Origin of the sequence: Aquisphaera insulae, from assembly GCF_011064615.1 — a bacterium.
GTDB lineage: Bacteria > Planctomycetota > Planctomycetia > Isosphaerales > Isosphaeraceae > Aquisphaera > Aquisphaera insulae.
Genome location: NZ_JAALJH010000002.1, coordinates 169,445 through 194,040, shown reverse-complemented (window position 1 = coordinate 194,040; position 24,596 = coordinate 169,445). Strand labels below are relative to the sequence as shown.

Genomic DNA, 24,596 nt, shown 5'->3' with positions numbered 1-24,596 from the left:
AGGTTGATTCTGATGTCCACGCGAGTCGACGGCCGCGCGGCGGCGGACCTCCGGCCGGTGACCATCGAGCGGGGCTTCGTCGCCAACAGCACCGGCAGCGCCCTCATCCGGGCGGGCGCGACCGCGGTGCTCGTCACGGCGCAGGTCTCGGAATCGGTCCCGCCGTTCCTCGAAGGCAAGGGGGTCGGCTGGCTGACGGCCGAGTACGCGATGTTGCCCGGCAGCACGCCGGGTCGGAAGCGTCGCGGCGCCGACGGCCGGGCGACGGAGATCCAGCGGCTCATCGGCCGCAGCCTCCGCGCGATCGTGGATACCCGGGCACTCGGCCCATTCACCATCCACGTGGACGCCGACGTGATCAACGCCGACGGCGGCACGCGGACCGCGGCCATCACCGGCGCCTTCGTCGCCGTGGCCGACGCCGTCCGCCGCCAGTTCGGCGACCGCGCCCGCGAGATCCTCAAGGACAGCATCGCCGCCGTCAGCGCGGGGATCATCGACGGCGTCCCCATGCTCGACCTGAACTATCCGGAGGACTCCCGCGCCGAGGTGGACATGAACGTCGTCCGCCTGGGCCAGGGGGGACTCGTCGAGGTCCAGGGGACCGGCGAGGGGGGCGTCTTCTCCCGGGCCGAATTGCAGTCGCTCCTGGACCTGGCCGAATCCGGCATCGACCGCCTGGGCCAGCTCCAGCGTGAGGCCCTGGGCGCGGACTGGCCCTTCTAAATGCGCACCGAACGCCCGGGCCCGGCGAAGCTCCCTGACCGACCTGCAAGTCAGCCCGGGGGCCGGATTCCCGGCGAACGCTCCCGCGAGCCCGACGCTCGCCCGCGAAGTTCGACTCCCATCAGCACCGCGGGATATGTCTCCCGGTGCGGGTCGTTCCTTGCCGCGCCCGAATCGATGCGCTACGATGGGCGTTAACGCCCGTTGGGGTCGAGATGCTGGACCGGGGACGAGAGGAGCGAGGCCGTGGATCAGACTGGATGCGATCGGCGAACCAAGTGTCGAAGCGGCTGGGCGACCGGCCTCGCCCTGGTGGGCCTGCTGGCGACGACGGCCGCGCGGGCCGAAGACGCGGCGCCGCCGCCGGGATTCGCGTCGGTCTTCAACGGCCGCGACCTGACCGGCTGGAAGGTGCCGGAAGGGGACAACGGGCACTGGAAGGTGGTCGACGGCGCGATCGACTACGACGCGCAGAGCGAGGCATCCGGCGAGAAGAGCCTCTGGCTGGACAGGGAGCTCGTCGACTTCGAGCTCCGGCTGGACTGGCGGATCAAGGAGGCCCCTTACATCAACAAGAACATCCCCTACATCCTGCCCGACGGCACCCATGCGAAGGATATCCACGGCAAGGAGATGAAGCTGGCGCTGCCGGACGCGGACTCGGGCGTCTACCTGCGCGGGTCCGGCCGGCATCAGGTCAACATCTGGTGCTGGCCGATCGGCTCCGGGGAGATGTACGGGCTCAGGACCGACCCGAGCACCGCGCCGGCGCTGCGGGCCGCCGTGACGCCGCGGCACCAGGCGGACCGGCCCATCGGCGAGTGGAATCGGTTCGAGATCCGGGTGAAGGGGAACACGGTCACGACCGTGCTCAATGGGGTCCTCGTGGTGCCGACGGTCGCCATCCCGGACCTGCCGGCCCGCGGCCGGCTGGCGCTCCAGCACCACGGCGGGAAGCGGAACGGGGAATGGTCAGGTCCCCCGAGCCTGCTACAATACAAGAACATCTTCATCAAGGAACTCGACAAGGATTGAGGCCGCCCGGCGGCGCCGGGCCCCGCGGGCGACGAACGCCCGGCGGCCCGGCTCGTGCCGACAGCGGCACCTCGCGATGACGCGTCCCGACTCGACATGCGAACATGGTGCGGAAGCACAGGAGCCTCCCATGGCCGATGTCCTCGCTGGAAAGGTCGCCGTGATCACCGGTGGTGCCACCGGGATCGGCAAGGCCGTGGCCACCCGCCTGGCGGCCGGGGGAGCGAAGGTCGTGATGGCGGGCCGCGACCACATCCGCGGCAAGACGTCCGCCGCCGACCTGGCGAAGCAGGGTTACGACGTGAAGTTCCTCCGCACGGACGTGAGGATCGAGAACGCCATCGGCACGCTCTTCGAGGAGGCCATCGACATCTACGGCGGGCTCGATCTCCTCTTCAACAACGCCGGCATCGAGGGCGTCCTCGGCCCGATCTCGGCCAGCGACGAGGAGATCATCGACGACGTCCTGGCGGTCAACGTGAAGGGGGTCTTCCTTTGCATGAAAGAGGTCCTCCCCATATTCTGCCGCCAGGGGGGAGGGATCATCGTCAATACCTCCTCGTTCGTGGGGACGGTCCTCCCCTTCCCCGACGCCGTCCTCCTCGGCGCGACCCAGGCGGGCGTGATCAGCATGACCCAGTCGGTCGCCACCGGCTACGCCGGGGAGAACATCAAGGTCTTCGCCGTCTGCCCCTGGCTCACCGACACGCCCATGATGGATCGCCTGGCGCATCACGAGGAGGAGGCGAAGAACAGGCTGGCCAACATGAACCCGAGCGGCCTCGCCACCCGGCCTGAGGACGTCGCCGCGGTCGTGCTCGCCATGTTCTCTGGCGACCCGTCCTTCGAATCGGGGGATGCGGTCCTCGTGGACCACGGCGGTGCCACCCAGAAGATCCGGCCGATGTCGATCTGAGGGCGGCGAGGCGACATCACCGGCGCAGCCTGCCCGCCGACGGCGTTCCGGATGGCGGCAAGCACGCTCCGTGCGCCGTGCCAGCGAGACGACCCGTGGTCACTCGTAGCGTTGGGCGCCCTAACGCGGCATGGCCCGATCGCCGCGGGCGATGTCACGAGCCTTGAGAGCCCCGCGGGGGTGGGACAGCACCATCCGGTCGACCTGCTCCCCCGCGTCGGTCCACGAGCGGTAAGTCAGGCGATGATCCACGTCGTCGATCTCGATCGTCTGGTACGTCGAGGTCCCCGTGAATCCGACCTCGATGTAGTCGCGAGGCGGCTGGTCGACGAACTTGTCGCCGGCGACCGAGACGACATACACGGTCCCCTCCCCGTCCGAGGTGACCCGACGGTTCGCGCGCATCGGGTAGGTCCTGAGGTAGGCGTGGTCGTGCCCCTGGAGGACCAGGTCGACATGGTGACGATCGAGGATCGGGACCAGGTGTTCGCGCAGCGACGGCGAATCGCGCCACGGGTGGGAGGGATAGATCGGGTGGTGGAACATGACGATCTTCCAGTCGGCCCGGGTCCGCCCTAGGGCGTCGTCGAGCCACCGCGACTGGCGCTCGGCCGAGCCGCGGTCGGAGACGGCGAGCGTGCTGTCGAGGACGGCGACGAAGGCGCTCCCGGACTCGAAATGGTACGCTAGGCCCGGATCCATCCCCGCCGGACCGTTGCGGGGCAGCGCGAAATTGGCCCGGTAGAGGCGAGGGCCGCAGTCCAGGTACTCGTGATTCCCGGCGCAGGGCATGACCGGGATGCGTTCGAACAGGTCGCGGGAGCGGAGGAAGAAGTGGTCCCAGTTCGTCCGCTCGTTGCCCCGGTCCACGAGGTCTCCCGCCAGCAGGACGAACTCGATCCCCGGGTGCCGGCGATGCGCGGTCATGAGCCGCTTGCCCCAGTCCTCCAGCCCCGTCTGGGCATCCCCCATGTAGAGGAACTCGAGCCGCCCGGGGCGGGCCCTGGCGGTCTTGGCGGCCCGCCATGGCCCCCATCCCTTCGTCGAGCCGTTGCCGAGCGAATAGAGGTAGACGGTGTCCTCCTCCAGCCCCGGGACCGAGACCACGTGGCGGCGGATAACCGGATCATTGAGCACACTCGGCGATTCGAGGAGGCTCGACGATCCTTCCACGACCCGGGCTTCCGAAAGGTCCGGGTCGCGGTCCTCGTCGGGCTCGGCCGACTCGAACCGCGCGGGGACCAGCCGCAGGACCGACCGCGCCGCGTCGGGGGCCGTCCTCCAGCTCCAGACCAGCTCATGCGCGGGATCGGCCCCATAGGCGATCGTGACCTGGTCCGGGGCCGAGGACGACGGCACGTGCGTCTTCCAGACCCGGCCGGTCGCCAGCAGGGTCGAATGCCGACGGTCGTGGGCCGGTTGCAGGAGGACGGCCTTCTCGAGGCCCGGCGAGATCGTCTCCACGGGCCGGACGAGATCCGAGGTCGAGCTGACGCCGGGGGCAGCCTCGACCACCCTCCAGTCGTTCCCGGGCCCGCCCGCGAGCACCACCGCCTCGGGAGACATCGATCCCGGGCCGTTCGCGTCCTGGATCAGCGCGACGTAGTGGGCGGAGGCCCTCCGATCCAGCCCGTTCACCCCCAGCCCGATCCAGCCTGCCGGGAACGCCTTTCGGTAGACAGCCCAGCGATCACCGGCAATTCGGAGCGCGTCCGAGGTCGCCATGAATCCACGATCATGCACCCAGAACGGGACCGAGGCCGCCGGGGACGCCACCGAGACGACCACGGGCCGATCCACGCGGAAGCGGAGATAGCCCCGCCCCAGGACATCCCGCTCGTCACGACGGAGCATCGGCACGATCGAGGCCTCGCGAGCGGCTATCTCCGTGAGCCGCGACTCGGACAACTCGGCGCTGAGCCGCTTGCCGATCCCTTGCAGGGTGCGCGCGACGTCGGGCAACTCCTCCACCGGGACATCCGCCCGGCAACCGGCGAACAATCCCGCGAGCAGGATGCAGACCCGGCCCGACCTGCGCATCCATACACTCATAACCAGCAGCCCTGAGCTTCCGTCATCCTTGACCGACTCAAAGCCCTAGATACTCGATTACCTGGTGTTTGGTAATGCCGGATTCCACAAAGCTGGCCGGGCCCCGGGCCCGGCGGGCCGGTATGCCGACGCCCAGACTCTGTCTCGAAGCCGGGGCGTTTCCGTGATGTTCCAGCACGGCCTCTTGGGTTCCGAAAGCCTGGCCAGGTTTTGACGGGATGAGGGGGAAGCAAAGGAGATCGACGCCGCAGTTTGCGGAAGCTCGACCATTGGGGGAATTTGAGGTGCTACCGATCTCAATTTCCCTGGAGCAGTCGGTTGGCGACGAACGACATTGTCGACATCGGCATCGTCCTTCTCAAGTCTGTCTTATCCGTGTTTATCGGTGTATACCCGTGGCTAAAATCCCGATTCATCCGCGGCGGGATCACCGCGGCTTTCAGAAATGCTCGCGGAGCATCGCCAGGCTCTTGGGGACGGCGGTCTGGGCGTCCTCGTTGCCCTCGAATTCCAGGGAGATCCAGCCGTTGTAGTGATGGGCCTTGAGGATCCCCGCGATCTTCGCGTAGTCGAGGTCGAGGGCGTACCAGCGACCGCCGCCGTAGTAGGTCTTGGCCTGGACGAGGGCGATCGGCACGGCGCTCGAGGCCATTTTCTCGATCTGCTCGAGGCCGTTTTCCAGGAAGTTGCCCGTATCGACGGTCATCTGGAGCCACGGGGATCTGATCTGCTCGACGATCCTCAGCACGCCGGCGGCCGTCCGGCCGAGTCCCCAGTGGTTCTCCAGGCCGAGGACCACCCCGCGGGCCTCGGCGCGGGGAAGCAGCTTCTCGATGCACGAGATCGCCCAGCCGAAGGCCTCGTCCTCGGTGTGCCCCTCGAGCGGGGGCTCGATCCCCTTCTTCGCCATGAAGTCGTCGAACGACTTGACCGTCCCCCAGCGCCCGGTGTTGATCCGCATCGTGGGGATGCCCAGGTCGGAGGCGAGGTCGAGCTGGTAGAGCGTCTTCTGGACGTTCGTGCTCCGGAGATCGGCGTCGGGATGGACGAATCCCTGGTGCGTCGAGAAGCCCATCAGGGCCAGCCCCAGCGAATGCGCCTTCTTCTTGAGCCCGTTCACGAAGGCCGGCGATTCGTCCTCCATCTGGACGTGGAGGAGCTCGACGCCGTCGAAGCCCATGCTCGCGGCCTTCTCCAGGCACGCCGCCATCCCCAGCCGCTCGCCCCGAAACTGCCAGAACGAGTAGGTCGACACGCCGATCGAATTCCCTCGCTTCCGGCCGACCGCGTGGTCCGCGGCCGCGGCGGCCGCCTCCATGCTCGCCGTCGGCCCGATTCCCCCCATCGCCGCCAGTTCCAGGAATCCACGCCGGGTCATCGACATCATCACGCCTCCTCAATGGATGGGGATCAAGGTCCTCAAGGCTATTTCGAAGGCCATGAAAGGGCAAGCGAGCAATTCGCCAGGAACGGTCGTCGGCAAGTCCGCGCGACCGGATTCGACCGGTAGCCTCGAGTCGTCAGGGGCGCGGTGAAATGCCCGCGGTGCAAAGGATCATCCCCGGTAGTCGCAGCCCTCAGACAACCTGCTGCATCTCCCCGGTCCGCGAACTGTCGTAACCCGGCAGCTCGCCAACGGAGCGGCGATAGGAGGGGGAGCGGACGACGGAGACCAGCGCCTCGATGCGCGGATCGCCCTTGAGGCGCTCCGGGTAGCAGAGGTCGTAGGATTCCGTCCGGACGCTGAGGAAGTCCAGGCCGGCCTCCTCGCTCACCAGGCGAAGACAGACGCCCAGGTCGGCCCAGCCGTTGCGGATGGCCGCGGCCACGCCGCGATGATCGGATGCCACGGGGGTGGGCAAGCGGCGATTGCCCAGGAGCTCGTCCAGACACGCCCGGGCGCCGGAGCCGTCCTCCCGTCCCACCCATCGCAGCTTCGAGCCGACGGCCTTGCGGACCGAGCGGAGGCCCAGGGACGGCGAGGCCGAGATCCCTTCGTCCCATTCAGTCACCCGCAGGAGCCGATAGCCCGCGCCGAGCTGCTCGCGGACGGCCCGCGCGTTCCCGTCGGCGTCGTCCGAGCGAGCCAGGTGGATCCCCGCGACGTGGATCAGGCCCTCGCCGAGCCGCGCCAGAGCCAACTTGCTGGACCGGGGCACGGCGATCAGGCGGATGCCGAAAACGGCCATCAGCTCCGTCGCCAGCAGGCCGACGGCCGGGTCGCAGCAGGCCATGACGAGCGTCCGGTCCGGGTCGAATCGCCCCGAGTGATCGAACCCGCCGCCCCGGCAGACGCCGTCATGCGAGATCACCCCGATGTCCGTGGCCTCGACCGGAAACGCGAGCGACCGCTCACCCATCCGGGCACACCAGAACCGGGACGGCTGTCGCCGCGGTTCCCAGGCCCAGGCCACCGCCGACGGCCCGGGCGTGGGCAGCCGGAAGAGATCCTCCACGCGGCAGCCGAAGGCGCCCGCCAGCGCCAGGGCGGCCGCGGCCGAGGGGACAAGCCGATCCGTCTCGATCGCGCTGACGCCCGCGCGGGACAACCCGGACCGGCGCGCGACGTCCTCCTGCGACCAGCCCCGGCCCAGCCGCATCGCCCGCAACGAGTTCTCGATGTGAGGTCCGACCGGCATCGCCGTCCGCCCGCAACAGGACACGAACCAGGGCCCCCGCGCCCGCTACGGTAGCAGCGCCCGCTCCCCGGCGGCAAGACCCTCGATCGACACGATCCTGTCACTGGATGACAGGATTGAATCGGGAACCAAGGTTCTGTTAAGATCCGACCCCAGGAGAAGGCGCCAGGTCTGCCAGCGGCCGCGACGACGGCCGGGCATGGGAGAGCTCCATGGAACTTCGCCGTCGAGATCGATCCGAGCGGGGATTCACCCTGATCGAGCTGCTGGTGGTCATCGCGATCATCGCCGTCCTGATTGCGCTCCTCCTCCCGGCCGTGCAGTCGGCCCGCGAGGCCGCCCGGCGCGCCCAGTGCGTCAACAACCTGAAGCAGATCGGGATCGGACTTCATAACTACATGTCGACGATCGGCCGGTTCCCGCCTGGGCGGATCAACACCCACATCGCGGGCCGGGGGAACTGCTGGGGGACTTACGCCCAGGTGATCCCCTACATGGAGCAGGCCCAGGTCTACAACGCCTTCAACTTCAGCCTCGCCCCGGACTCCGACCCGGCCAACACGACGGGGGGCGGGATCTTCATCAGCTCGTTCCTCTGCCCGACCGACGGCGACCTCACCCAGGCCCAGGCCGGGTATGGGATGCACAATTTCCTGGTGAGCGTCGGGACCACCTGCAGCGTCGTCCAGGCGCCCGCCGCCCCGCTGACGGGCATGCCGGACGGGGTCTTCTACGAGAACTCGAACGTCGGACCGCAGTCGATCACCGACGGCCTCTCGTCGACGATCTGCGTGAGCGAGACGCTCCGCTCCAATCCTGCCCTGGGGAGCAAGGTCCTGCTCAACGGCTTCGTCATCACCGGCAACAACGCGACGAGCGGCCCGCCGATCACGGACGACGCCTCGTATGCGACCCTGTGCCTGACGAGCACCCCGCCGGGCTTCCAGGTGACGCGCGGCAGCAAGTGGTTCTACGGGGCGCCAGGGCACAGCATGTACAACCACCGACGGGTGCCCAACGACGCGAATTTCGACTGCCGCGGCGGCCTGCCCCACAGCGTCCGATCGGACCCGCTCTGGAGCCAGCTCTCGCTCAACATCACGGCGCGGAGCCTGCACCCGGGCGGCGTCAATTCTCTCTTCTGTGACGGCAGCGTCCACTTCGTCAAGAACTCCGTGAACCTGGCCACCTGGATGGCCCTGGGGACGCGGTCCGGCGGCGAGGTGATCAGTGCCGACAGCCTCTGATCGCCGGCGAGGCCGATTCATGAACGTCTCGAGGCGTCTCCGTCGCGGCACCGCGCGGACCTGGTATCTCGCGGCCGCGGCGGCGGCCCTGCCCGTCTTGACCGGCTGCGGCGGAGGGAGCCGCCCCACGGTCCCGGTGGCGGGCAAGGTCGTCCATAAGGACGGTAAGCCGCTCACCGCCGGGTTCGTCTTCCTGATCCCAGCCGAGAGCGGCGGCATCGAGGCGTCCGGCCAGATCCAGGCGGACGGGACGTTCCGGCCGGAATCCCTGGGCCTCGACGGCGCCGCGCCGGGCGACTACAAGGTCAAGCTGGCGGCCGAGCCTCCGGCGACCACCAAAACGGCCCGCAAGAAGGCCGCCGCCGCGCCGACGATCGCCGCCAAGTATCTCGACGAGAACTCCTCCGGCCTGTCGGCCACGGTGCCGGCCGCCGGAGGCGCGGTCACGATCGAGATCGATTGATCCAAGTCAGGGACCTGGCACTCACGGGACGCTCCGGGTACGATCTCCGGGCACGTCTCACGCCGTGCAGTCGGAACCGGAGGGCCTTCCGTCCATGGCCGAGATCGTCCTGATCAATCCGCGATTCGAGGTCTCCTACTGGGGCCTGGAGCACGCCCTGCCGATCCTCGGCAAGCGGGCCAACATGCCGGTCGCGAGCCTCCCCCTGCTCGCGGCGCTGACGCCCCCGGAGCACTCGGTCACGCTCCTCGACGAGGGGATCGAGCCCATCGACCTGGATCGCTGCGCCCGCGCCGACATCGTCGGCCTGACGGGCATGGTCGTCCAGCGAGCCCGGATGCAGCACCTCCTCTCCGAACTCAAGCGGCGGGGCGCGTTCATCGTGGTGGGCGGCCCCTGGGCGACCGTCAAGGAGGAAGACTTCGAGGGCAAGGCCGACGTGATCTTCGTCGGCGAGGCCGACGCAACCTGGCCGCTCTTCCTCCGCGAATGGGCCGCGGGGAATCACCGCGCCCGCTACGAGCAGGCCGAGCGGACCGACATGACGACCGTGCCGACGCCGCGGTTCGACCTCCTGTCGATGAAGCACTACCTCTTCGGGAACATCCAGATCTCCCGCGGCTGCCCCTTCCAGTGCGAGTTCTGCGACATCATCGTCACCTTCGGCCGCAAGCCCCGGCTGAAGACGTCGGTGCAGGTGCTCGCGGAGCTGGATGCGCTGCGGGCCCAGGGCGTCCGCGGGGTGTTCATCGTCGACGACAACCTGATCGGCAACAAGCGGGCGATCCGGCCGGTGCTGGAGGCGATCGTCGCCTGGCAGGAGAGGCGCGGCTATCCCCTGACCCTGTTCACGGAGGCCTCGCTGGACCTGGCCGAGGAACCCGACCTGATGGCCCTGATGGTGGAGGCGAACATCGTCAACGTCTTCGTCGGGATCGAGAGCCCGAACGAGTCGTCCCTCCGCGAGACCAAGAAGTACCAGAACGTGCGGCCGGTCGGCACGCTCGCCGAGCGGATCCGGCGGATCCAGGACGCCGGGATGGAGGTGATGGGGGGGATGATCCTCGGCTTCGACCACGACGACGAGACGGTCTTCGACCTCCAGATCGAGCTGGTCACGGAGGCGCGGATCATCAACGTCATGCTGGGCATGCTGTCGGCGATCCCGAAGACGCCGCTCCACGACCGGATGGCCGCGGAGGGGCGGCTTGACCTCGAGAACGAGGCCGAGTTCGGCACCAACATCGTCCCCTTGCAGCTCGGCCGGGAGCAGCTCCGAGAGGGCTTCATCCGGGTCCTCGACTCGCTCAACGACCCGTCCGCCTATTTCGATCGGATGGAGGCCCTCTACATCGACGGCCGGATGGACTTCAGCCGCGGCGCCAACCGTCACTGGCGGCGCCACCCGCTGAGCCGGCTGCGGGCGAAGGGCCCGCTGCTCGTCCTGGGCCTGGTGATGCTGGCCCGCCTCTGCGGCACCGTCCGCGACCGCGACCTCCGCCGCGAGTATCTCCGCCGGATCGGCCGCCTCGTCCGCGCCAGGCCGGATGCGGGTGTCCTCTGGCTCGCCGTCGTCAAGGCCGCCCTCCAGTACCACGCCCACCAGATGGCGCGGAGCATGTCGGAGGGGCGGACGGCGGTGATCAACACCTACTCGTAGACGGTTGCCGCCGGACCTCCCATCGATCAAGATGCGCCGATCGTCATCGACGAAGGACAGACCACGACCGAAGAGGCGCCGGATCATGCCACGATTGAGATGGGGCTACCTGCTCGGCTTGCTCCTCGGGTGGAGCGGAGCGACCGCCGCGGAACTCCCGGCCGGAAATGCTCCAGACCCCATCCCGTTCGACCATTTCCCGACGCGGCTCCACGCCGTGATCTGGCGAAACTGGGGGCTCGTGCCGGCGGCGAAGCTCGCCGAGGTGCTCGGATGTCGTGAGCAGCAGGCCACGGCACTGGCGACCTCGATGGGGCTGCCGGCCGATCCAGGAATCCCGCCGGTCCCCGTCCGCCGGTTCTACATCACGCTCCTGAGGCGGAACTGGCACCTGCTGCCGTACGAGCAGTTGACGGCGCTCGTGGGGATGTCCGCCGAGGAACTCTCCTTCTCGCTTCGCGAGGATGACTTCCTCTTCGAGAAGCTCGGCAGCCTCAAGCCGCGGTGCGAGCCGGTCCGGTATACGGAACCGGACGCCGCGGCAAGGGCCCGGGCCGAGGAGATCGCCCGGCTCGTCCGCGACCGCTTCGGTGCCGGGCCAGGCAAGGGTGGCGAGCCGCGATTCGGCTTCCTGGAGAGGCTGACGAAGCCCTCGAACGGACCCCGGGGTACGATCGTCCGCAACCCGGCCGAGGGCCCGCGGTATGTCTACTCGTACTGCGCCGTCTACGGCGACTCGCTCGCCGACGGCGCGACCGAGTCCTATCCCGACGGCCTCCTCGCGGCCCTGGCGGACAACGGTGTCAACGGCATCTGGATCCACGTCGTCCTGCGGCAGCTCGCGCCCGGCGGAGCGGCGTTCCCGGAATTCGGGGACGGTTGGGAGCGCCGGCTCGCGAACCTCCGGGGCCTCGTCGCGCGGGCGAAGCGATTCGGGCTCGACGTGTACCTCTACATGAATGAGCCGCGGGCGATGCCGGAATCGTTCTTCGCGAATCGTCCCGAGATGGCCGGCCCGGCGGAGCGCGGCTTCCGCGCCCTCTGCACGAGCGACGGCCGCGTCCTGGGCTGGATGACCGCCGCGCTCGCCCACGTCTTCCGCGAGGTCCCCGGCCTGGGCGGCGTCTTCACGATCACAGGGTCGGAGAACCTGACGAGCTGCGGCTCCCATTTCCAGCAGAAGCAATGCCCGCGGTGCAAGGATCGTCGCTTCGCGGAGATTGCCGGCGAGGTGAACGCCGCGATCGAGCGGGGCGTCCACGCCGGCAATCCGGACGCGAAGGTCATCGCCTGGGACTGGGGCTGGCCGGACTCCGACGCGATCGACCGGCTGCCGGCCGGCGTGATGCACATGTCGGTCAGCGAGTGGTCCCAGCCGTACGAGCGCGGCGGGATCAAGGGGCAGGTCGGCGAATACTCGCTCTCGGTCCCCGGCCCCGGCCCGCGGGCCCTCGCGTACTGGGCCCGCGCGCGATCGCGCGGCCTGAAGACGATGGCCAAGCTCCAGCTCAACAACACCTGGGAACTCTCGTCGGTGCCGTCGCTGCCGGTCCTGGACCTTGTCGCCGAGGACCTCGCGGGGCTATCCCGGGCGAAGGTGGACGGAGCCATGATGAGCTGGACGCTCGGCGGCTACCCGTCGCTCAACCTCAAGGCCGCCCAGCGATTCGCGAGCGATCCGAGTGCCAACCCCGACGGCGTGCTCGACGCCCTGGCCGCCGAACGCTACGGTCCGGAGCATGTCGCCAGGGCCCGCGCCGCGTGGCGCGCCTTCAGCCGGGCCTTCCTGGAATTCCCGTACGACGGGGCCGTCCTCTACCAGGGTCCGCAGCAGTACGGGCCGGCGAACCTCCTGTTTGCCCGGCCGACCGGTTACCGGTCCACGATGGTCGGCTTCCCGTATGACCACCTGGACGGCTGGCGCGGGGCGTATCCGCGCGAGATCCTCGCGGACCAGTTCGGCAAGGTGGCCGAAGGCTGGAAGGAGGGCCTGGCCAGCCTCGAGGCGATCCCCGGCGACCACGCGGCGGAGGACCTGCGGATCGCCCGGGCCGCGGGCCTGCACTTCGCCTCGTCGGCCAACCAGGCCCGGTTCGTGATCGCCCGGGACGCCGGCCGCCGTGATCGGATGGCGGCCATCGCCCGCGACGAGGCCCGACTGGCGCGGGAGTTGTACGACCTGACCCTGGCCGACTCCCGGATCGGCTTCGAGGCCTCGAACCAGTACTACTACACGCCGCTCGACCTCGTCGAGAAGGTCGTCGCCTGCGAGGCCGTCGCCCGCTCGGCCGACGATGAGCTCCGCCCGATCCCGTTGAAGTCGAAGGTCACGCACGTCCAGCCGATGACGGGGATCGTCCTCTGGTCCACGAACGAGGCCGCCAGGACGTCCCCCATCCAGCTCGAGTTCCGCTACTTCGGCTACGACGAGGTCGTCCGCGAGAAGGGGGAATACGACTGGTCCGCCGTCGAGCGATTCCTGGACGGGGTCGCCGGCCGCGGACACCAGGCCGTGCTCCGCTGGCGGGACACTTACGTGGGCAAGCCGTCGGGCGTGCCGCCGTATATCCAGGCGCTCGCGGATTATCGCGGGCGGACGGCGAAGAGCGAAGGGAAGCCGACGGGGTTCCCCGACTGGTCCCATCCCGAGCTCCGCCGGTTCACGCTCGAGTTCTTCGACCGATTCGCCGCGAAGTACGACCGCGACCCGCGGCTGGCCTTCCTGGAGGTCGGCTTCGGCCTCTGGGCCGAGTACCATCTCTACGACGGCCCGATGGTGATGGGCCGGACCTTCCCGTCGCTGGAATACCAGCGCGAGTTCGCCAATCACCTGGGCAAGCGATTCGTCCAGACGCCCTGGATGATCTCGGTGGACGCCGCCGGCGAATGGGCCCCCTACGCGAAGGACAAGGCGCTCCTCGCCCTCCCCTTCGGCGTCTTCGACGACTCGTTCAACCACGCCCGGCATGCGAAGGTCAACGAGCCGAACTGGAACGCCCTCAATCGCGACCGCTGGAAGGTCGCCCCGACCGGCGGCGAGTTCAGCTTCTACGAGCGGAAGGACCAGAACGAGGCCCTGGCGCCGAACGGCCCGCACGGAGAGTCATTCGAACACGAGGCCGCGCGGTTCCACCTGACCTTCATGATCGGCGATGCCCAGCCGAGGCACCAGAAGCCCGACCGCATCCGCGAGGCGAGCATGGCGTGCGGCTACCATTTCCGCGTCACCCGCTTCGAGGCCTCGTCGGCGCGATCGGAGGTGACGATCACGAATTCAGGCGTCGCGCCGATCTACCACGACGCCTTCCCGGCCGTGAACGGCGTGCGCGCACCGGAGTCGCTCAAGGGGCTGCCACCCGGGGAATCGCGGACGTTCCACGTCCCCGCCGGCGGCAGCGCACCGAGCCTGAGCATCGAATCCGATCGCCTGGTCCGCGGCCAGCGGATCGAGTTCGATGCGGAGCTGCCTTCGACCTGAGAATACGCGCTTGAGACTCTGCCATGGTGCGTTGCCCGCGTGGCCGAGGGTCGTGCGATGCCGCAGCGGCGAACCCCTCGGACCCGAGCCGTCCTCCGGTCGATGTTCACGGGGTAGGGCGGACGAGCGACGATAGGAGCCGAGACAGCTCTGAGGAGCTCCCCTCACTCGCGTTGTCCATGGCACGAGTCCAGGTTCCACGCCGAGCCTGCCACGGGGCGGGATGGCACGCTCGCAAATGACCTGCCCCGAGCCGCTCAGGTGGATTCGCCGCCGAGGATTCGGACCTCTTCCTCGAGCATCTTCTGGACCCGGTGCTTGGCGATGAAGACTCGCGCCACCGTCATCTCCAGCTCCTTCGCCGCCTCGGCCCCGGCGAGGCCGTCGATCGCGGTCAGGCGAAAGGCCCGCCAGTTCAGCGGCTTGACCCGCCGCTCCACGCGGCTCATCGCCAGGTCGACCAGCTCGCGGTCGAAGGCGTCTTCCAGCCGGCTCCCGAGGTCCTCGGCCGCGGCCATGGAGTCGAGCAGCTTGCCGAAGCCGTCGCCATCCGCCGCGGATTCGGGGCGGTGGTGACGGGCGAAGTCGCTCCAGGCGTTCCGCGTCACGGTCCGGAGCCAGGCGCGGAAGCTCCTGGCCGGATCATAACGGAACCCCTTGAAGGCGCCGAGGAGCTTGACCAGGACTTCCTGCGCGACATCCTCGGCGACATCCGGACGTGCCCCCCGCTTCAGGCACCAGTCGCGGATCATGGGCCGGTAGCGATGGACGAACTCCTCCCAGGCACGGCCGTCGGCGGGATCGCGACTCAGCCGCATCATCAGGGTCGCCGAAGTGTCGTGGGCCGGATCCTCCACCGACATCGGCTCATCCTCCGGGTCGCGAGAGACGCCCTCCATCGTCTGTCCGAGACCGACAGAGAGCCTGGCCCCCGCCGGCACGGACCCGGGCAGGGCCCGCGGAAGCATCGACTCTATCACGGGCAATTGATTCATGGAAGCCATGGATCGATGTTCCGAACAGGGCCCTGATTCCAGGTCGCGTGCGCCCCCCGAACGTCGGGGATCGTCTCCTCCCGAATCCGCGCCGGCCGGCCTCGACGACCGCGCCAAGCAGGACGGCCGTGGCGATCGGCGAGGCGAGCCGCGGCCCCCCCGCTGCCATTGCCTCGATTCTCGTCCCGATCCCAATCGCCCCGGGCGGCTCCATGCTGGCCTCGGATGGAACCGGCACGAACAACGCCTCGATCGCCGCATCGGTCGCGGTCTGCCTCGCTTCAGTCGACACCGCGACGATGGGGTACTCCTCGGCGGCGGTCAGGACCTGGCCCGATCCCGGGAGGGGCGAGAGGGCCTCGAATGATGGCATTTCGTCGTCCATCACGCCATCTGTGGCGATGGTAAGTTCCTCCTCGGAGAGTCCCTCCCGCGAGAGCAGATCCGCCCGCGTCCGTGCCCAGGCTCTGTCCAGGCCCGCCACCAGCCGTTGCCAGAGATGCACGACCTGTGAGTCTGCCTGCGACGTCCCTCCTTCTTCCGGGGGCCTGACATCTCCGTCGCCTTCCGCCGTGAGCGGAGCCTCACCGTCGGGCGTTCCCTGGCCCGGATATCCCGGGCCGGATGCGGGCCCGATACTCGCCAGCAACGAAACCCCGCGTGATGTCTCACGGGCAGAAAATTCACCGGGGAGCGCTGTCACCGTCAGGAGCGAGGCAACCAGGCTCGAGGTCGAGCCATTCACACCAAGGAGCTCGGAGACCTGCTGGAAGATCCCGGTCGTTGCCGACTCGAGCACCACTCTCGTGTTCGTGTCCGACCCGCCGTCGGGCCCATCGAGATCGGACGCATTGCCCCCGACCGCCCGCACTTGGAATGCCAGTTGCGTCGCCGACTCGCGGCCGGCTGAGCTCGCGTAGAAGCTCAGCACGCCTCCGGAGACACCGCCGAAGCTCAGCCCCGTCGGCGACGGCGCGAACGCGCTGGTCAGCGTTTGCGACAGGCTCAGGCCCCCCACTCCCCCCAGCAGCAGCGCCATCCGACCGTCGACCCGGTTCGCCACCACCAGGCCGGTGAACCCGTTACCCAGGAAATCCCCCGCGAAGCCGATCGCCGGGCCAAGGCCGCCGGTGCCCACCGTCCGCGTCGAGCCGGATGCGTCGATCAAGGTGATCGTGTTCGAGCCGGTGTCCAGCGTTGCAAGCCCCGTCCCCGCCCCGTCGAAATTCCCCAGGAAGAGCCCGCCCGGCGCCTGGCCAACCGCGTACGTCTTCACGGCCGAGCTCTGGTCGTTGAAGTACCCGTTGCCCACGCCCGGGAAGACCTGTACGTTGTTCGCCTGCCGATTCGCCACCGCCAGGTCCGCCACCCCGTCGCCGTTCAGATCCCCCACCGCAACCGCCGCGGGACCGGCGTCCGTCTTGATCCGCGGGCCCGCCGTCAGCGTCCAGCTCGAGCCCGTCCCGCTCCCCAGCAGGATGGACACATCGTTCGAGCCCGCATTGGCCACGACCAGGTCCTTGACCGCGTCGCCGTTGATATCCTTCACCTCGAGCGCCGAGGGATTCGTCCCGGCGAAGAACCCGTGCCCGCCATTGAGCGCCTGCCCGAACTGCCCACCGCCCAGCCCAGGATAGACCAGGATGTTGTTGCTGCCGCTGTTGGCCACGATCAGGTCGGAGATGCGATCCCCGGTGACGTCCGCGAGCTTTACGGCCCCCGGCGCGAGCAGGCCCGCGGACCGGTCACCGAGGATGGACACCGTGGAGTCGGAATACTGGATGCTAACGCGGTCGAGCTCCTGGTCGGCGTAGACGAAATCGGGCTTGCCGTCGCCGTCCAGGTCCGCCGCCGCCAGGGCGACCGCCTGATCGGCCTTGCGGTACGGTCGGAACGCCCCACTTGCCTGTCCTTCGAGGATCAGGACGTCGCCGTAGGCGTTGCCGATGAGCAAATCGGTCACTCCGTCGCCGGTGGCATCCGCCAGGGTCAGGCCATCGGCCGAAGGCCCGGCATCATACGCGACCGGAGCCAGGAACCCCCCTCGACCGTCGCCCAGATAGAGGCTCACTCCCAGGTCGGAAAGCACCGCAAGGTCCGAGACTCCGTCGGCATTGAAATCCCCCGCCCGGACGACCAGGGCGGGGCTGTCTGTCTGGATAACAAAGGGGTTGGCGAGTCGACCGTCCCCCAAGCTCGCGAGGACCCCAAGGGTGTTGGTGCCGGGATTCACGGTGACCAGCCCGGCCGGTCCGCCGGGAGCCAGCCGGATCGTCGCGAGACCAGCCGTCGCGTCCGCGCCCGTAACCCCGACCGCGGCGGAGGCATCGACCACGGAGAGGCCGTTTCCGGCGCGATAGGGCCTGGGAGCCTCGAAGCGGCCCTCGCCGAGGTTCCGGTAGACGACGAGTCCCGATGAGCCGTTCGTGACCACGAGGTCGAGCCGGCCGTCACCGTCAAGGTCCGCCGCGCGAACGTCGGAGGCTCCGGCACCGCTGTTCAAGCTGGCCACGAGCAAGAAAGGGCTGAGGCCGGGGCCGACGAGCGCTGCCATGTTTTGGTAGACGAGTATCGTTCCGCCGGCTGCGTTTCGGACGACCAGGTCCTCGAGGCCCCGGCCGCCCAGATCCGCGGCGAGCACCTGCATCGGCCCCCGCCCGGACGGGAGCGACGCGACCCGCGCGAGACTCCCGTCGCGCCACACGTAGAGCGAGATCGCATCGTCCTGGAGGTCCGCCGCCGCCACGATGGGGCCCTGGTTGGTCCGGGGGATCCAGGCCAGATCCCGCGCGGGATAGCCCGCGTTCGCGAGGACCGGCGACTGGAAGCCGCCGGGCTGACCGGGAATCCCGCGGCGGAGGATGATCTCGCCCGCCCCGTCCACCACGAGCAGGTCCATGGAGCCGTCCCCGTCCACGTCCACTTGCAGGGGACTCGCGGCGGGAGGATCGACGTCTCGACTCGGCCGGGAGGCAATTCCAGCATCCTCGCCGAGCAGGACCGTGACCGGCCGGACGAGGTCCGCTCCGACTGCGATGTCGAGCCGGCCGTCGCCGTCGAAGTCGCCCATCGCAATCTCGGCGGCATCCTGGACCGCGGTCTCGGCGGCCACGAGAAACGTCCCGTCTCCCTTCCCCTTGAGAACGCTCAGTCGGTCGCCCGAGCTCGAGAGGCCGATGACGTCCAGCCTGCCGTCCCCGTCGAGATCCCGGACGTTCTCGCCGCCCTGGATTTGGATGCCGGGGAGCCGCCCGCCGAGGTGGAAAGTCCCGTCTCCATCGCTGAGCCAGACCGCCGTCTCGCCCGACTTCGAATCGGAGATCAGCAGGTCCGATCGCCCGTCCCCGTTCAGGTCGCCGGACGCGATCGGCCCAGGGTCGAGTCGGCTCAGGATTGTCGCCAGGCGGAACGTCCCATCCCCCTGCCCGAGGAGGACCAGCGCGAAGTACGGAGCCGGATTGACCCCGTCGAGGACGTTCTTATCGCCATGGACCGTCACCAGGTCCGTGATGCCGTCGCCGTTGAAGTCGCCAGTGGTGACCCAACCGCCGGACATCATGGAAGAGTACGCGCGATCCATGCGGAACGTGCCGTCCCCTTTTCCGAGGAGGATCGTGACGCCGGACAGAAATGTCGCCACGGCGACGTCCGGGACGCCATCCCCGTTGAAGTCCGCGGCGGTGAGCTCGCTGAATGACCCCACCGGATAAGTGCCCGCCTCCCGGAACGTCCCGTCGCCATTGCCCAGGAAGATCACCAACGAGTCGCTCATCACAGCCAGGTCGAGCCGGCCGTCGTTGTTGAAATCGCGGGCGACCAGGGCGTGCGGACTCTGGCCAGCCGGCATCGAAGCTCCCTCCCGGAACGTCCCGTCCCCCCGACCCACGAGGATGGAGATCCGGGCGCGGCTCCCGGATATCACGGCCAGGTCGAGCCGGCCGTCCCCCGTGAAGTCTCCCGACGTCATCGCGGTGGCCTCGGCGGAGCTGGTCATTGGCCCCTGGAAGCCATCGTCGCCATTTCCGAGAAGCACCGAAACGTCATTCGAATCCGAGTTCGCGACGCTCAGGTCGAGCCGACCGTCCCCGTTGAAATCCTCCGCGACGAGCGATCGGCCCGTCCCGGCGGCCGTGCTCACGGCATCCCGGAAGGTCCCGTCGCCTCGCCCCGGAAAGACCACCACGGAGCTCGAATCCGTGAGTGCGCAGGCGAGGTCCAGGAGACCATCGCCGTCGAAGTCGCCCGCCGTCATCCCAATCGGATCCTCGGGATTGACCAGGCTCTCGGTCCGGACGACCACCGGCGCGCGAAAGGTCCCGTCGCCCGCTCTCAGGATAAGCTGAACGTACCCGGCTCGGCCGGCGATCCCCACGTCTTGATGGCCGTCGGCGTTGAAGTCGCCGACCACGAAACTCGAGACATCGATGGGGCCCGGCACGGTCCACGGCGGCGAGAACGCGCCATCACCCCGGTTGATCAACACGGTGATGGTGTTGTTGCTGTCCGCCACCAGATCCGTCATGCCGTCCTCATTCATGTCCGAAACCGCGAGTCGAGAGCCACTCACCGGAAGAATAAGAGGGTCGGCGAAGGTCCCGTCTCCTCTCCCGAACCGGACCTGCAGGAACCACCCGCTGATCGTCGCCAGGTCGAGCACGCCATCGCCGTTCAGGTCCGCGGCGACGATCGCCTTCGGGTCAAAAGGATACTCGCGGATATCCTCCACCTGGAAAGTGGTATCGCCTCGATTGAGGAGAATCTCCACACCCGAAAACAACCAGGCGCTGTACGTGACGGCCAGATCGATCGTCCCATCGCCGTCGAAGTCACCCGCCGCGATTCCGGTCGCACTCGCGGGGACTGCGACGTCCCGCGCCGGCTGGAACGTCCCGTCGCCGTTGCCGATCAGGATCGAGACGGTCGCATCGCCATTTGCCGTCGCGAGGTCGGGCCTGCCGTCCCCGTTGAAATCCGCGGAGAGGATTTGTCCTGGAGCCGAGCCGACGGACACCGTCTGATTCGGGGGCTGCGACGCGGTGAGCGTCGCCCGAACCGTCACGTCCTGCGCACCGGCCGCCCAGCTCGCCCGGAGCAGATAGGTCCCCGGCTCGACGTAGGTCGTCAGCGACGCGGTCGAGCCCGTCCCCAGGGCCCCCGACGAAGTCATCAGGACCGATCCATCGGCGCCGAGCAGTGAAAGGGAGGCCGCTCCTCCGGTCCCCTCCATCGCCGTGGCCAGGTTCCTTCCGCCAGGCACGTGGATCCGGTACGTGGCCACGGCCGGCGAGGGCTGGCCCGAGTCGGCCTGAAGCGATAGGACGGCGCCGGCTGAATCCGCGGGGACGCCATAGCCCTCGATCGCAACGCCCCGGACCGTGAGCTCCGAGCCGACGACGAGCGTGCCCGGACCGTCCGGGGTCGCATCCTGAATCGTGACCAGGGGTGTCGACTCATACCCCGGCTGGGTGGTCCCGTCCAGGATGACACGGCCGGCGAGGACCGGAAGCGGTGCGGCGGCCCTGATCGTGATTGGTCCCCCTGTGCCGATCTCGAATCGAATCGTGTTCTCCTCGCCGGGGCGTGCGTTGGCCTCGATGATCGCCTGGCGAAGCGTGCCCGGCCCGGCATCGTCCGCGCTGGTGACGGCGAACGTCGAGAGGGCGATTCGATCCTCGAGCCACTCGAGTCGAAGAGGCGTGCGTCTGCGCCTGCGTCCAGCAAGAAGGACGACTCTCTCGCGCCGAGCACGCCGTGATTGAGCCGTCCGCGGCCCCACGAAACTCATGGGTGTCTCCAGGTCAGGACGGGATGCATCGTCAGAGCGGAGCGAATCTTCAACGTCTCAACGATTGACGGAACCGGCCATGGTCCGGCCGCGGTGGAGCGGCTGAAGTGCCGGATCGGAAAGGAGTGCGGCCCGCTCGGCGGCGGGCACGCCTTGCAGGGACCTGTCCAGGTGATCGAGGGCCCGAACGCGATACTGGCGATAAAGCCGGACGGCCCGCTCTCCCTCGCGGCCGACGGCCGCGGCGGCCAGCTCGGTCGCCTGGGCATAGATCCGCGCGGCGTTGAATCGCGCCTGGCGGCGGACTTCGATGGAGTCCTCTCCTTCCCCAAGAGTCGGAGCTCCCGCCAGGCGGACGGCGTCCTCGGCGTCGGCCACCGCGGCCTTCCAGTCGCCCAGACGGACCCGCGCCAGGCCCCGACCGGCGTGGGCGTCGGCCTGACCCGCGACGAGCTTCAGGGACGTCTCGAAGTCCTCGAGCGCCAGCCGCGGCGCGTCCGCCATGTGGTACGCCCATCCGCGCTGATTGAGGAGCCGCGACCGCGGCGCCGGCGCCAGATCCGACCTGAGCTCGACGGCCCGCGTGCAGTCGGAGATCGCGCCGGGGAAGTCGCGCCGGGCGAACCGAGCCAGGCCGCGAATTTCCAGGATGTCGAGCGTGGGCTGCTCGCGGGCGAGGTACGCGTCGCACGAGGCGAGGACCGCGTCGTAACGCCTCAGGGCCAAGAGCGACGAGATCCGGAGGTTGTGGGCCTCCGGATGGGACGGGGCCAGCTCGACGGCGGCCTCCGCGGCCGCGAGCGACTCCGAGGGCCGCCCCGAGGCGAAGAGGAGGCGAGCCCGCTCGACCTGGTCTTCGGCCAGGCCGGCACGATCGCCGCGGCCGAGGCGTATGGAATCTTCCAGGTCCTTCAGCGCCTCGGCCCGCTGGCCGGGCGAGGCATCACGTCGCCCGGAGTGCAGTCGGGCGCGGGTGCGGTGGAGCGCCAGCCGAGTGGTGGAATCCGGCGCCCGCTCGATCGCCATCGAGAAGTCGCGGGACGACTCGTCGAGCTTCCCCTGCGCCCGGTGCAACTGGGCGAGCGTCGTGTAGGCCTGGTACGGCCCCGGCCTCAGGCGGATGGCGGCCTTGAGGTCGGCCGCCGAGGCGTCGAGCTTCCCCGCCTGGAGCCGCATCCCGCCCCGATTGACCAGCAGGACATAGCGGCTGTCGTCGCTTGAGATCCGCGAGTCGGCCTGGCGGTAGTCCTTCTCGGCCTCGTCGAATAGGGCCGTCGCCCGCCTGCGCGATCCGCGGGCCTCGGACGAGCGATCGGCGGCCTGGCCGAGCAACTGGTTCCCCTGCTCGCCGTGGATCAGGGCCCGGAGGAGATAGAGGCCCACCAGGTCCGGGTGGCTCTTGAGCCCGCGGTCGATGCTCCCCAGCGCCTCCCCCAGCCGACGAGGCTGCGCGGCGAAGTGGCAGACAGCCAGGAGCAGGTGCGAGGCCGTCAGGTCGGCGTCGAGGCTGACCGCCTTCTCCAGGGCGTCCACGGCCTCATCCCAGCGCCGCGCGACCAGCCGCTCGCGTCCGATCAGGAAGTGATCCAGGGCGGTGACGGGGGGGCGTTGCGCGGCCAGTTCCTGCTCGCGGCGGCTCCCTTCCCGGTCGCCGAGCCCCGCCAGGCAATCGGCGCGGCGGAGGTGGTAGGCGGCCGTCGGCTCCGGATGCAGGGCCGCCGCGCGATCCAGAACCTTCAGCCCCTCGGCCGGCGGCAGGCCCTGGCTCAGGGCCAGCAACAGGTCGTAGCAGCCCCCCCGAACGGACGCCCTCTCCGCATCCGAGAGCGCATCCGGCAAGGGCGCCGCCAGGTCCCAGGCCGCGTCGCCGGCCTTGGGATCGCGGGCGTAGAGGACCAGGGCCCGGCGGACCGGCTCGAGCAGATTCGACCGCGCCCCCGCGGAGTTGAGCGTGTATTCGCCGGCGTTGAGCTGGGCCCGCGCGCGGAGCTGGCGAAACTCGTCGTACCGGCGACGATCGCCCGCATCGGCCTCGCGCCGGACCTGTCTCTGCCGCTCCTGGTCCTGCTTCCTCTCGACATCGCCAAGGGAGCGCGCGACGTCGTCCTTCAGGCCCGGGACGAGTCGGCCGGCGTCTCCGCCGAGCTCGCCGATGAACGCCGAGAGTTCGGACTGGAGGCGCCCGAGATCATCCGGAGAGGTCGCTTCCCGGGCCGCATCCCTGAGGTGGCTTCCCCGGTCCGTCAGCGACACCTTGCGATCCATCTCCCGCAGGTGCTCGGCGACCCGCTGCTCGCGGCGAATGACGCCCCAGCTCCCGAGGCCCACCGCCGAGGTGAGGCCCACGAGGAACAGAGCGGCGACGGCCGGGCGGCGGCGGGCCCACTTGGCAAGGCGCAGGGGCACGGACGTCCGTCGAGCGCGGATCGGCTCGCCTCGGACGTACCGGCCAAGGTCCTCCCCGAGCAGCTTCGCCGAGTCGTATCGCCGTGATGCGTCCTTCTCCAGGCATTTCAGGCAGATCGTCTCCAGGTCGCGGGGGACCTTCGGGACGAGCCGGGACGGCGGGATGACCTCATCCTCGACGACCTGACGGACCGTCTCGATGGCCGTCTCGCCCTTGAACGGAGGCCGGCCCGTGAGCATCTCGTAGAGGATGGCCCCGAGGGCATAGACGTCGACCGCGGGCCCCACATCCTTCGTGTGTCCTCGGGCCTGTTCCGGCGCCATGTACGAGGGGGAGCCCATGATCGCGCCGCTCTCGGTCTGATTGCTGTCCGATTCCAGGCGCTTGGCCAGTCCGAAATCCGTGACCCTGGGGACACCGTCAAGATCGAAGAGGATATTGCTGGGCTTCAGGTCGCGGTGGACGATCCCCGCCTCGTGGGCGACCCGCACGGCATCGGCCAGGGTCATCATCAACTCGGCGGTCCCGAGGCCGGGCCGGGGCGTGCCCCCCAGGCGGTCGTCCAGGCTTCCTCCGGAGAGTAGCTCCAGCGAGACGAACGGCAGGCCGTCCGCTTCCCCGATGTCGTGGATCTGGACGATATGCCGATGGCGAAGCTGGGCCACGGCCTCCGCCTCGATCCGAAAGCGGGCGAAGTGCTCGGGACGGGCCTGGCCGCCCCCCCGGATCATCTTGATGGCGACGTCGCGGTTGAGGCCCACCTGGCGTGCCAAGTAGACCACGCCCATCCCCCCTTCGCCCAGCTTATTCCGCAGCTCGTAGCCCGGTAGCCTCGGCCACCGCGGTTCGCCGCAGCCGGCCGGTCCGAGGACCGGGCCCGGGCCCGGGCCCGGGCCCGGGCTCGTCGCATCCTCCTGGGTCTCCCCCGCCTGCGGCTCGGTCGCTTCGAGATCCGCCTCGCTGGTCGGCCTACCGCCGTCGAAGGAACCGGTCGCGATCGAGTCGTCGGCGACTCTCTCGGTCGTCCGACCGGCGAGACTCCATCGTCGCCCGCTGGTCAGCCTTTCAAGGCTCTCCTGGCACGCCTCGCAGGCCTCCACGTGCGCCTCGATCGCTTCCTGGCGGGCCCTCCCGAGCCGGCCCTCGATCATCTCCCGGAGCTCGTCGCCCCTTGGGCAGCTCGCCTTCTGCAT

The 24,596-nt window shown here is 69.1% G+C and carries 13 protein-coding genes; 7 read left to right on the top strand and 6 right to left on the bottom strand.

The genetic code is table 11. The features are described from left to right. Positions 1 to 12: 12 nt before the first annotated feature. From rph to G6O54_RS01925, 3 genes are all read left to right on the top strand, one after another. On the top strand, positions 13 to 726 hold the full coding sequence (gene rph / locus G6O54_RS01935; protein WP_165219596.1) for a ribonuclease PH: 714 nt from the start codon (positions 13 to 15) through the stop codon (positions 724 to 726). Positions 727 to 972: 246 nt separating this feature from the next. Beyond that, the gene (locus tag G6O54_RS01930; protein WP_250846673.1) at positions 973 to 1,761 is read left to right on the top strand and encodes a 3-keto-disaccharide hydrolase; all 789 of its coding nucleotides are present in this window, start codon (positions 973 to 975) and stop codon (positions 1,759 to 1,761) included. Between the two features lie 130 nt (positions 1,762 to 1,891). After that, a complete protein-coding gene (locus G6O54_RS01925; RefSeq protein ID WP_165219594.1) occupies positions 1,892 to 2,677 on the top strand; it encodes an SDR family NAD(P)-dependent oxidoreductase in 786 nt (261 codons plus the stop codon). A gap of 120 nt (positions 2,678 to 2,797) precedes the next feature. On the opposite strand, the gene G6O54_RS01920 is transcribed toward G6O54_RS01925, so the two are convergent. From G6O54_RS01920 to G6O54_RS01910, 3 genes are all read right to left on the bottom strand, one after another. Further along, positions 2,798 to 4,717, bottom strand: a complete 1,920-nt coding sequence (locus G6O54_RS01920; protein WP_165219592.1) for a purple acid phosphatase family protein — start codon at positions 4,715 to 4,717, stop codon at positions 2,798 to 2,800. A gap of 451 nt (positions 4,718 to 5,168) precedes the next feature. Further along, a complete protein-coding gene (locus tag G6O54_RS01915; protein ID WP_439650239.1) occupies positions 5,169 to 6,113 on the bottom strand; it encodes a sugar phosphate isomerase/epimerase family protein in 945 nt (314 codons plus the stop codon). A gap of 193 nt (positions 6,114 to 6,306) precedes the next feature. Further along, positions 6,307 to 7,368 carry an XRE family transcriptional regulator gene (locus G6O54_RS01910; protein WP_165219590.1) on the bottom strand — a complete coding sequence of 354 codons (1,062 nt, stop codon included), beginning with the start codon at positions 7,366 to 7,368 and terminating at the stop codon, positions 6,307 to 6,309. 212 nt (positions 7,369 to 7,580) lie between these two features. On the opposite strand from G6O54_RS01910, the gene G6O54_RS01905 reads away from it, so the two are divergent. The 4 genes from G6O54_RS01905 to G6O54_RS37695 all read left to right on the top strand — a co-directional run bounded on the left by G6O54_RS01905 (position 7,581) and on the right by G6O54_RS37695 (position 14,216). Then, positions 7,581 to 8,615 carry a DUF1559 domain-containing protein gene (locus G6O54_RS01905; protein WP_165219588.1) on the top strand — a complete coding sequence of 345 codons (1,035 nt, stop codon included), beginning with the start codon at positions 7,581 to 7,583 and terminating at the stop codon, positions 8,613 to 8,615. Between the two features lie 19 nt (positions 8,616 to 8,634). Then, positions 8,635 to 9,078 carry a hypothetical protein gene (locus tag G6O54_RS01900; protein ID WP_165219586.1) on the top strand — a complete coding sequence of 148 codons (444 nt, stop codon included), beginning with the start codon at positions 8,635 to 8,637 and terminating at the stop codon, positions 9,076 to 9,078. A gap of 94 nt (positions 9,079 to 9,172) precedes the next feature. After that, the gene (locus G6O54_RS01895; RefSeq protein ID WP_165219584.1) at positions 9,173 to 10,738 is read left to right on the top strand and encodes a B12-binding domain-containing radical SAM protein; all 1,566 of its coding nucleotides are present in this window, start codon (positions 9,173 to 9,175) and stop codon (positions 10,736 to 10,738) included. A gap of 85 nt (positions 10,739 to 10,823) precedes the next feature. Continuing rightward, on the top strand, positions 10,824 to 14,216 hold the full coding sequence (locus G6O54_RS37695; RefSeq protein WP_250846672.1) for a hypothetical protein: 3,393 nt from the start codon (positions 10,824 to 10,826) through the stop codon (positions 14,214 to 14,216). Between the two features lie 257 nt (positions 14,217 to 14,473). Here the strand turns inward: G6O54_RS37695 and G6O54_RS01885 are convergent, their stop codons facing one another. The 3 genes from G6O54_RS01885 to G6O54_RS01875 are packed head-to-tail and all read right to left on the bottom strand — an operon-like array spanning position 14,474 to position 24,596. After that, positions 14,474 to 15,079: an RNA polymerase sigma factor gene (locus G6O54_RS01885; protein WP_165219582.1), complete on the bottom strand. Its 606-nt coding sequence runs from the start codon at positions 15,077 to 15,079 to the stop codon at positions 14,474 to 14,476. 4 nt (positions 15,080 to 15,083) lie between these two features. Further along, positions 15,084 to 20,996 (bottom strand): FG-GAP repeat domain-containing protein, encoded by a 5,913-nt coding sequence (locus tag G6O54_RS01880; protein WP_165219580.1) that lies wholly within the window; start codon positions 20,994 to 20,996, stop codon positions 15,084 to 15,086. A 57-nt stretch (positions 20,997 to 21,053) separates the two neighbouring features. Then, positions 21,054 to 24,596 (bottom strand): serine/threonine-protein kinase, encoded by a 3,543-nt coding sequence (locus G6O54_RS01875; RefSeq protein WP_165219578.1) that lies wholly within the window; start codon positions 24,594 to 24,596, stop codon positions 21,054 to 21,056.

Bases quoted from the DNA above. Each gene is read 5' to 3' on its own strand.
- G6O54_RS37695 (WP_250846672.1), top strand. From the start codon at position 10,824: ATGCCACGATTGAGATGGGGCTACCTGCTCGGCTTGCTCCTCGGGTGG.
- G6O54_RS01905 (WP_165219588.1), top strand. From the start codon at position 7,581: ATGGAACTTCGCCGTCGAGATCGATCCGAGCGGGGATTCACCCTGATC.
- G6O54_RS01880 (WP_165219580.1), bottom strand. From the start codon at position 20,996: ATGAGTTTCGTGGGGCCGCGGACGGCTCAATCACGGCGTGCTCGGCGC.
- G6O54_RS01895 (WP_165219584.1), top strand. From the start codon at position 9,173: ATGGCCGAGATCGTCCTGATCAATCCGCGATTCGAGGTCTCCTACTGG.
- G6O54_RS01920 (WP_165219592.1), bottom strand. From the start codon at position 4,717: ATGCGCAGGTCGGGCCGGGTCTGCATCCTGCTCGCGGGATTGTTCGCC.
- G6O54_RS01885 (WP_165219582.1), bottom strand. From the start codon at position 15,079: ATGTCGGTGGAGGATCCGGCCCACGACACTTCGGCGACCCTGATGATG.
- rph (WP_165219596.1), top strand. From the start codon at position 13: ATGTCCACGCGAGTCGACGGCCGCGCGGCGGCGGACCTCCGGCCGGTG.
- G6O54_RS01910 (WP_165219590.1), bottom strand. From the start codon at position 7,368: ATGCCGGTCGGACCTCACATCGAGAACTCGTTGCGGGCGATGCGGCTG.
- G6O54_RS01915 (WP_439650239.1), bottom strand. From the start codon at position 6,113: ATGTCGATGACCCGGCGTGGATTCCTGGAACTGGCGGCGATGGGGGGA.
- G6O54_RS01925 (WP_165219594.1), top strand. From the start codon at position 1,892: ATGGCCGATGTCCTCGCTGGAAAGGTCGCCGTGATCACCGGTGGTGCC.
- G6O54_RS01900 (WP_165219586.1), top strand. From the start codon at position 8,635: ATGAACGTCTCGAGGCGTCTCCGTCGCGGCACCGCGCGGACCTGGTAT.
- G6O54_RS01875 (WP_165219578.1), bottom strand. From the start codon at position 24,596: ATGCAGAAGGCGAGCTGCCCAAGGGGCGACGAGCTCCGGGAGATGATC.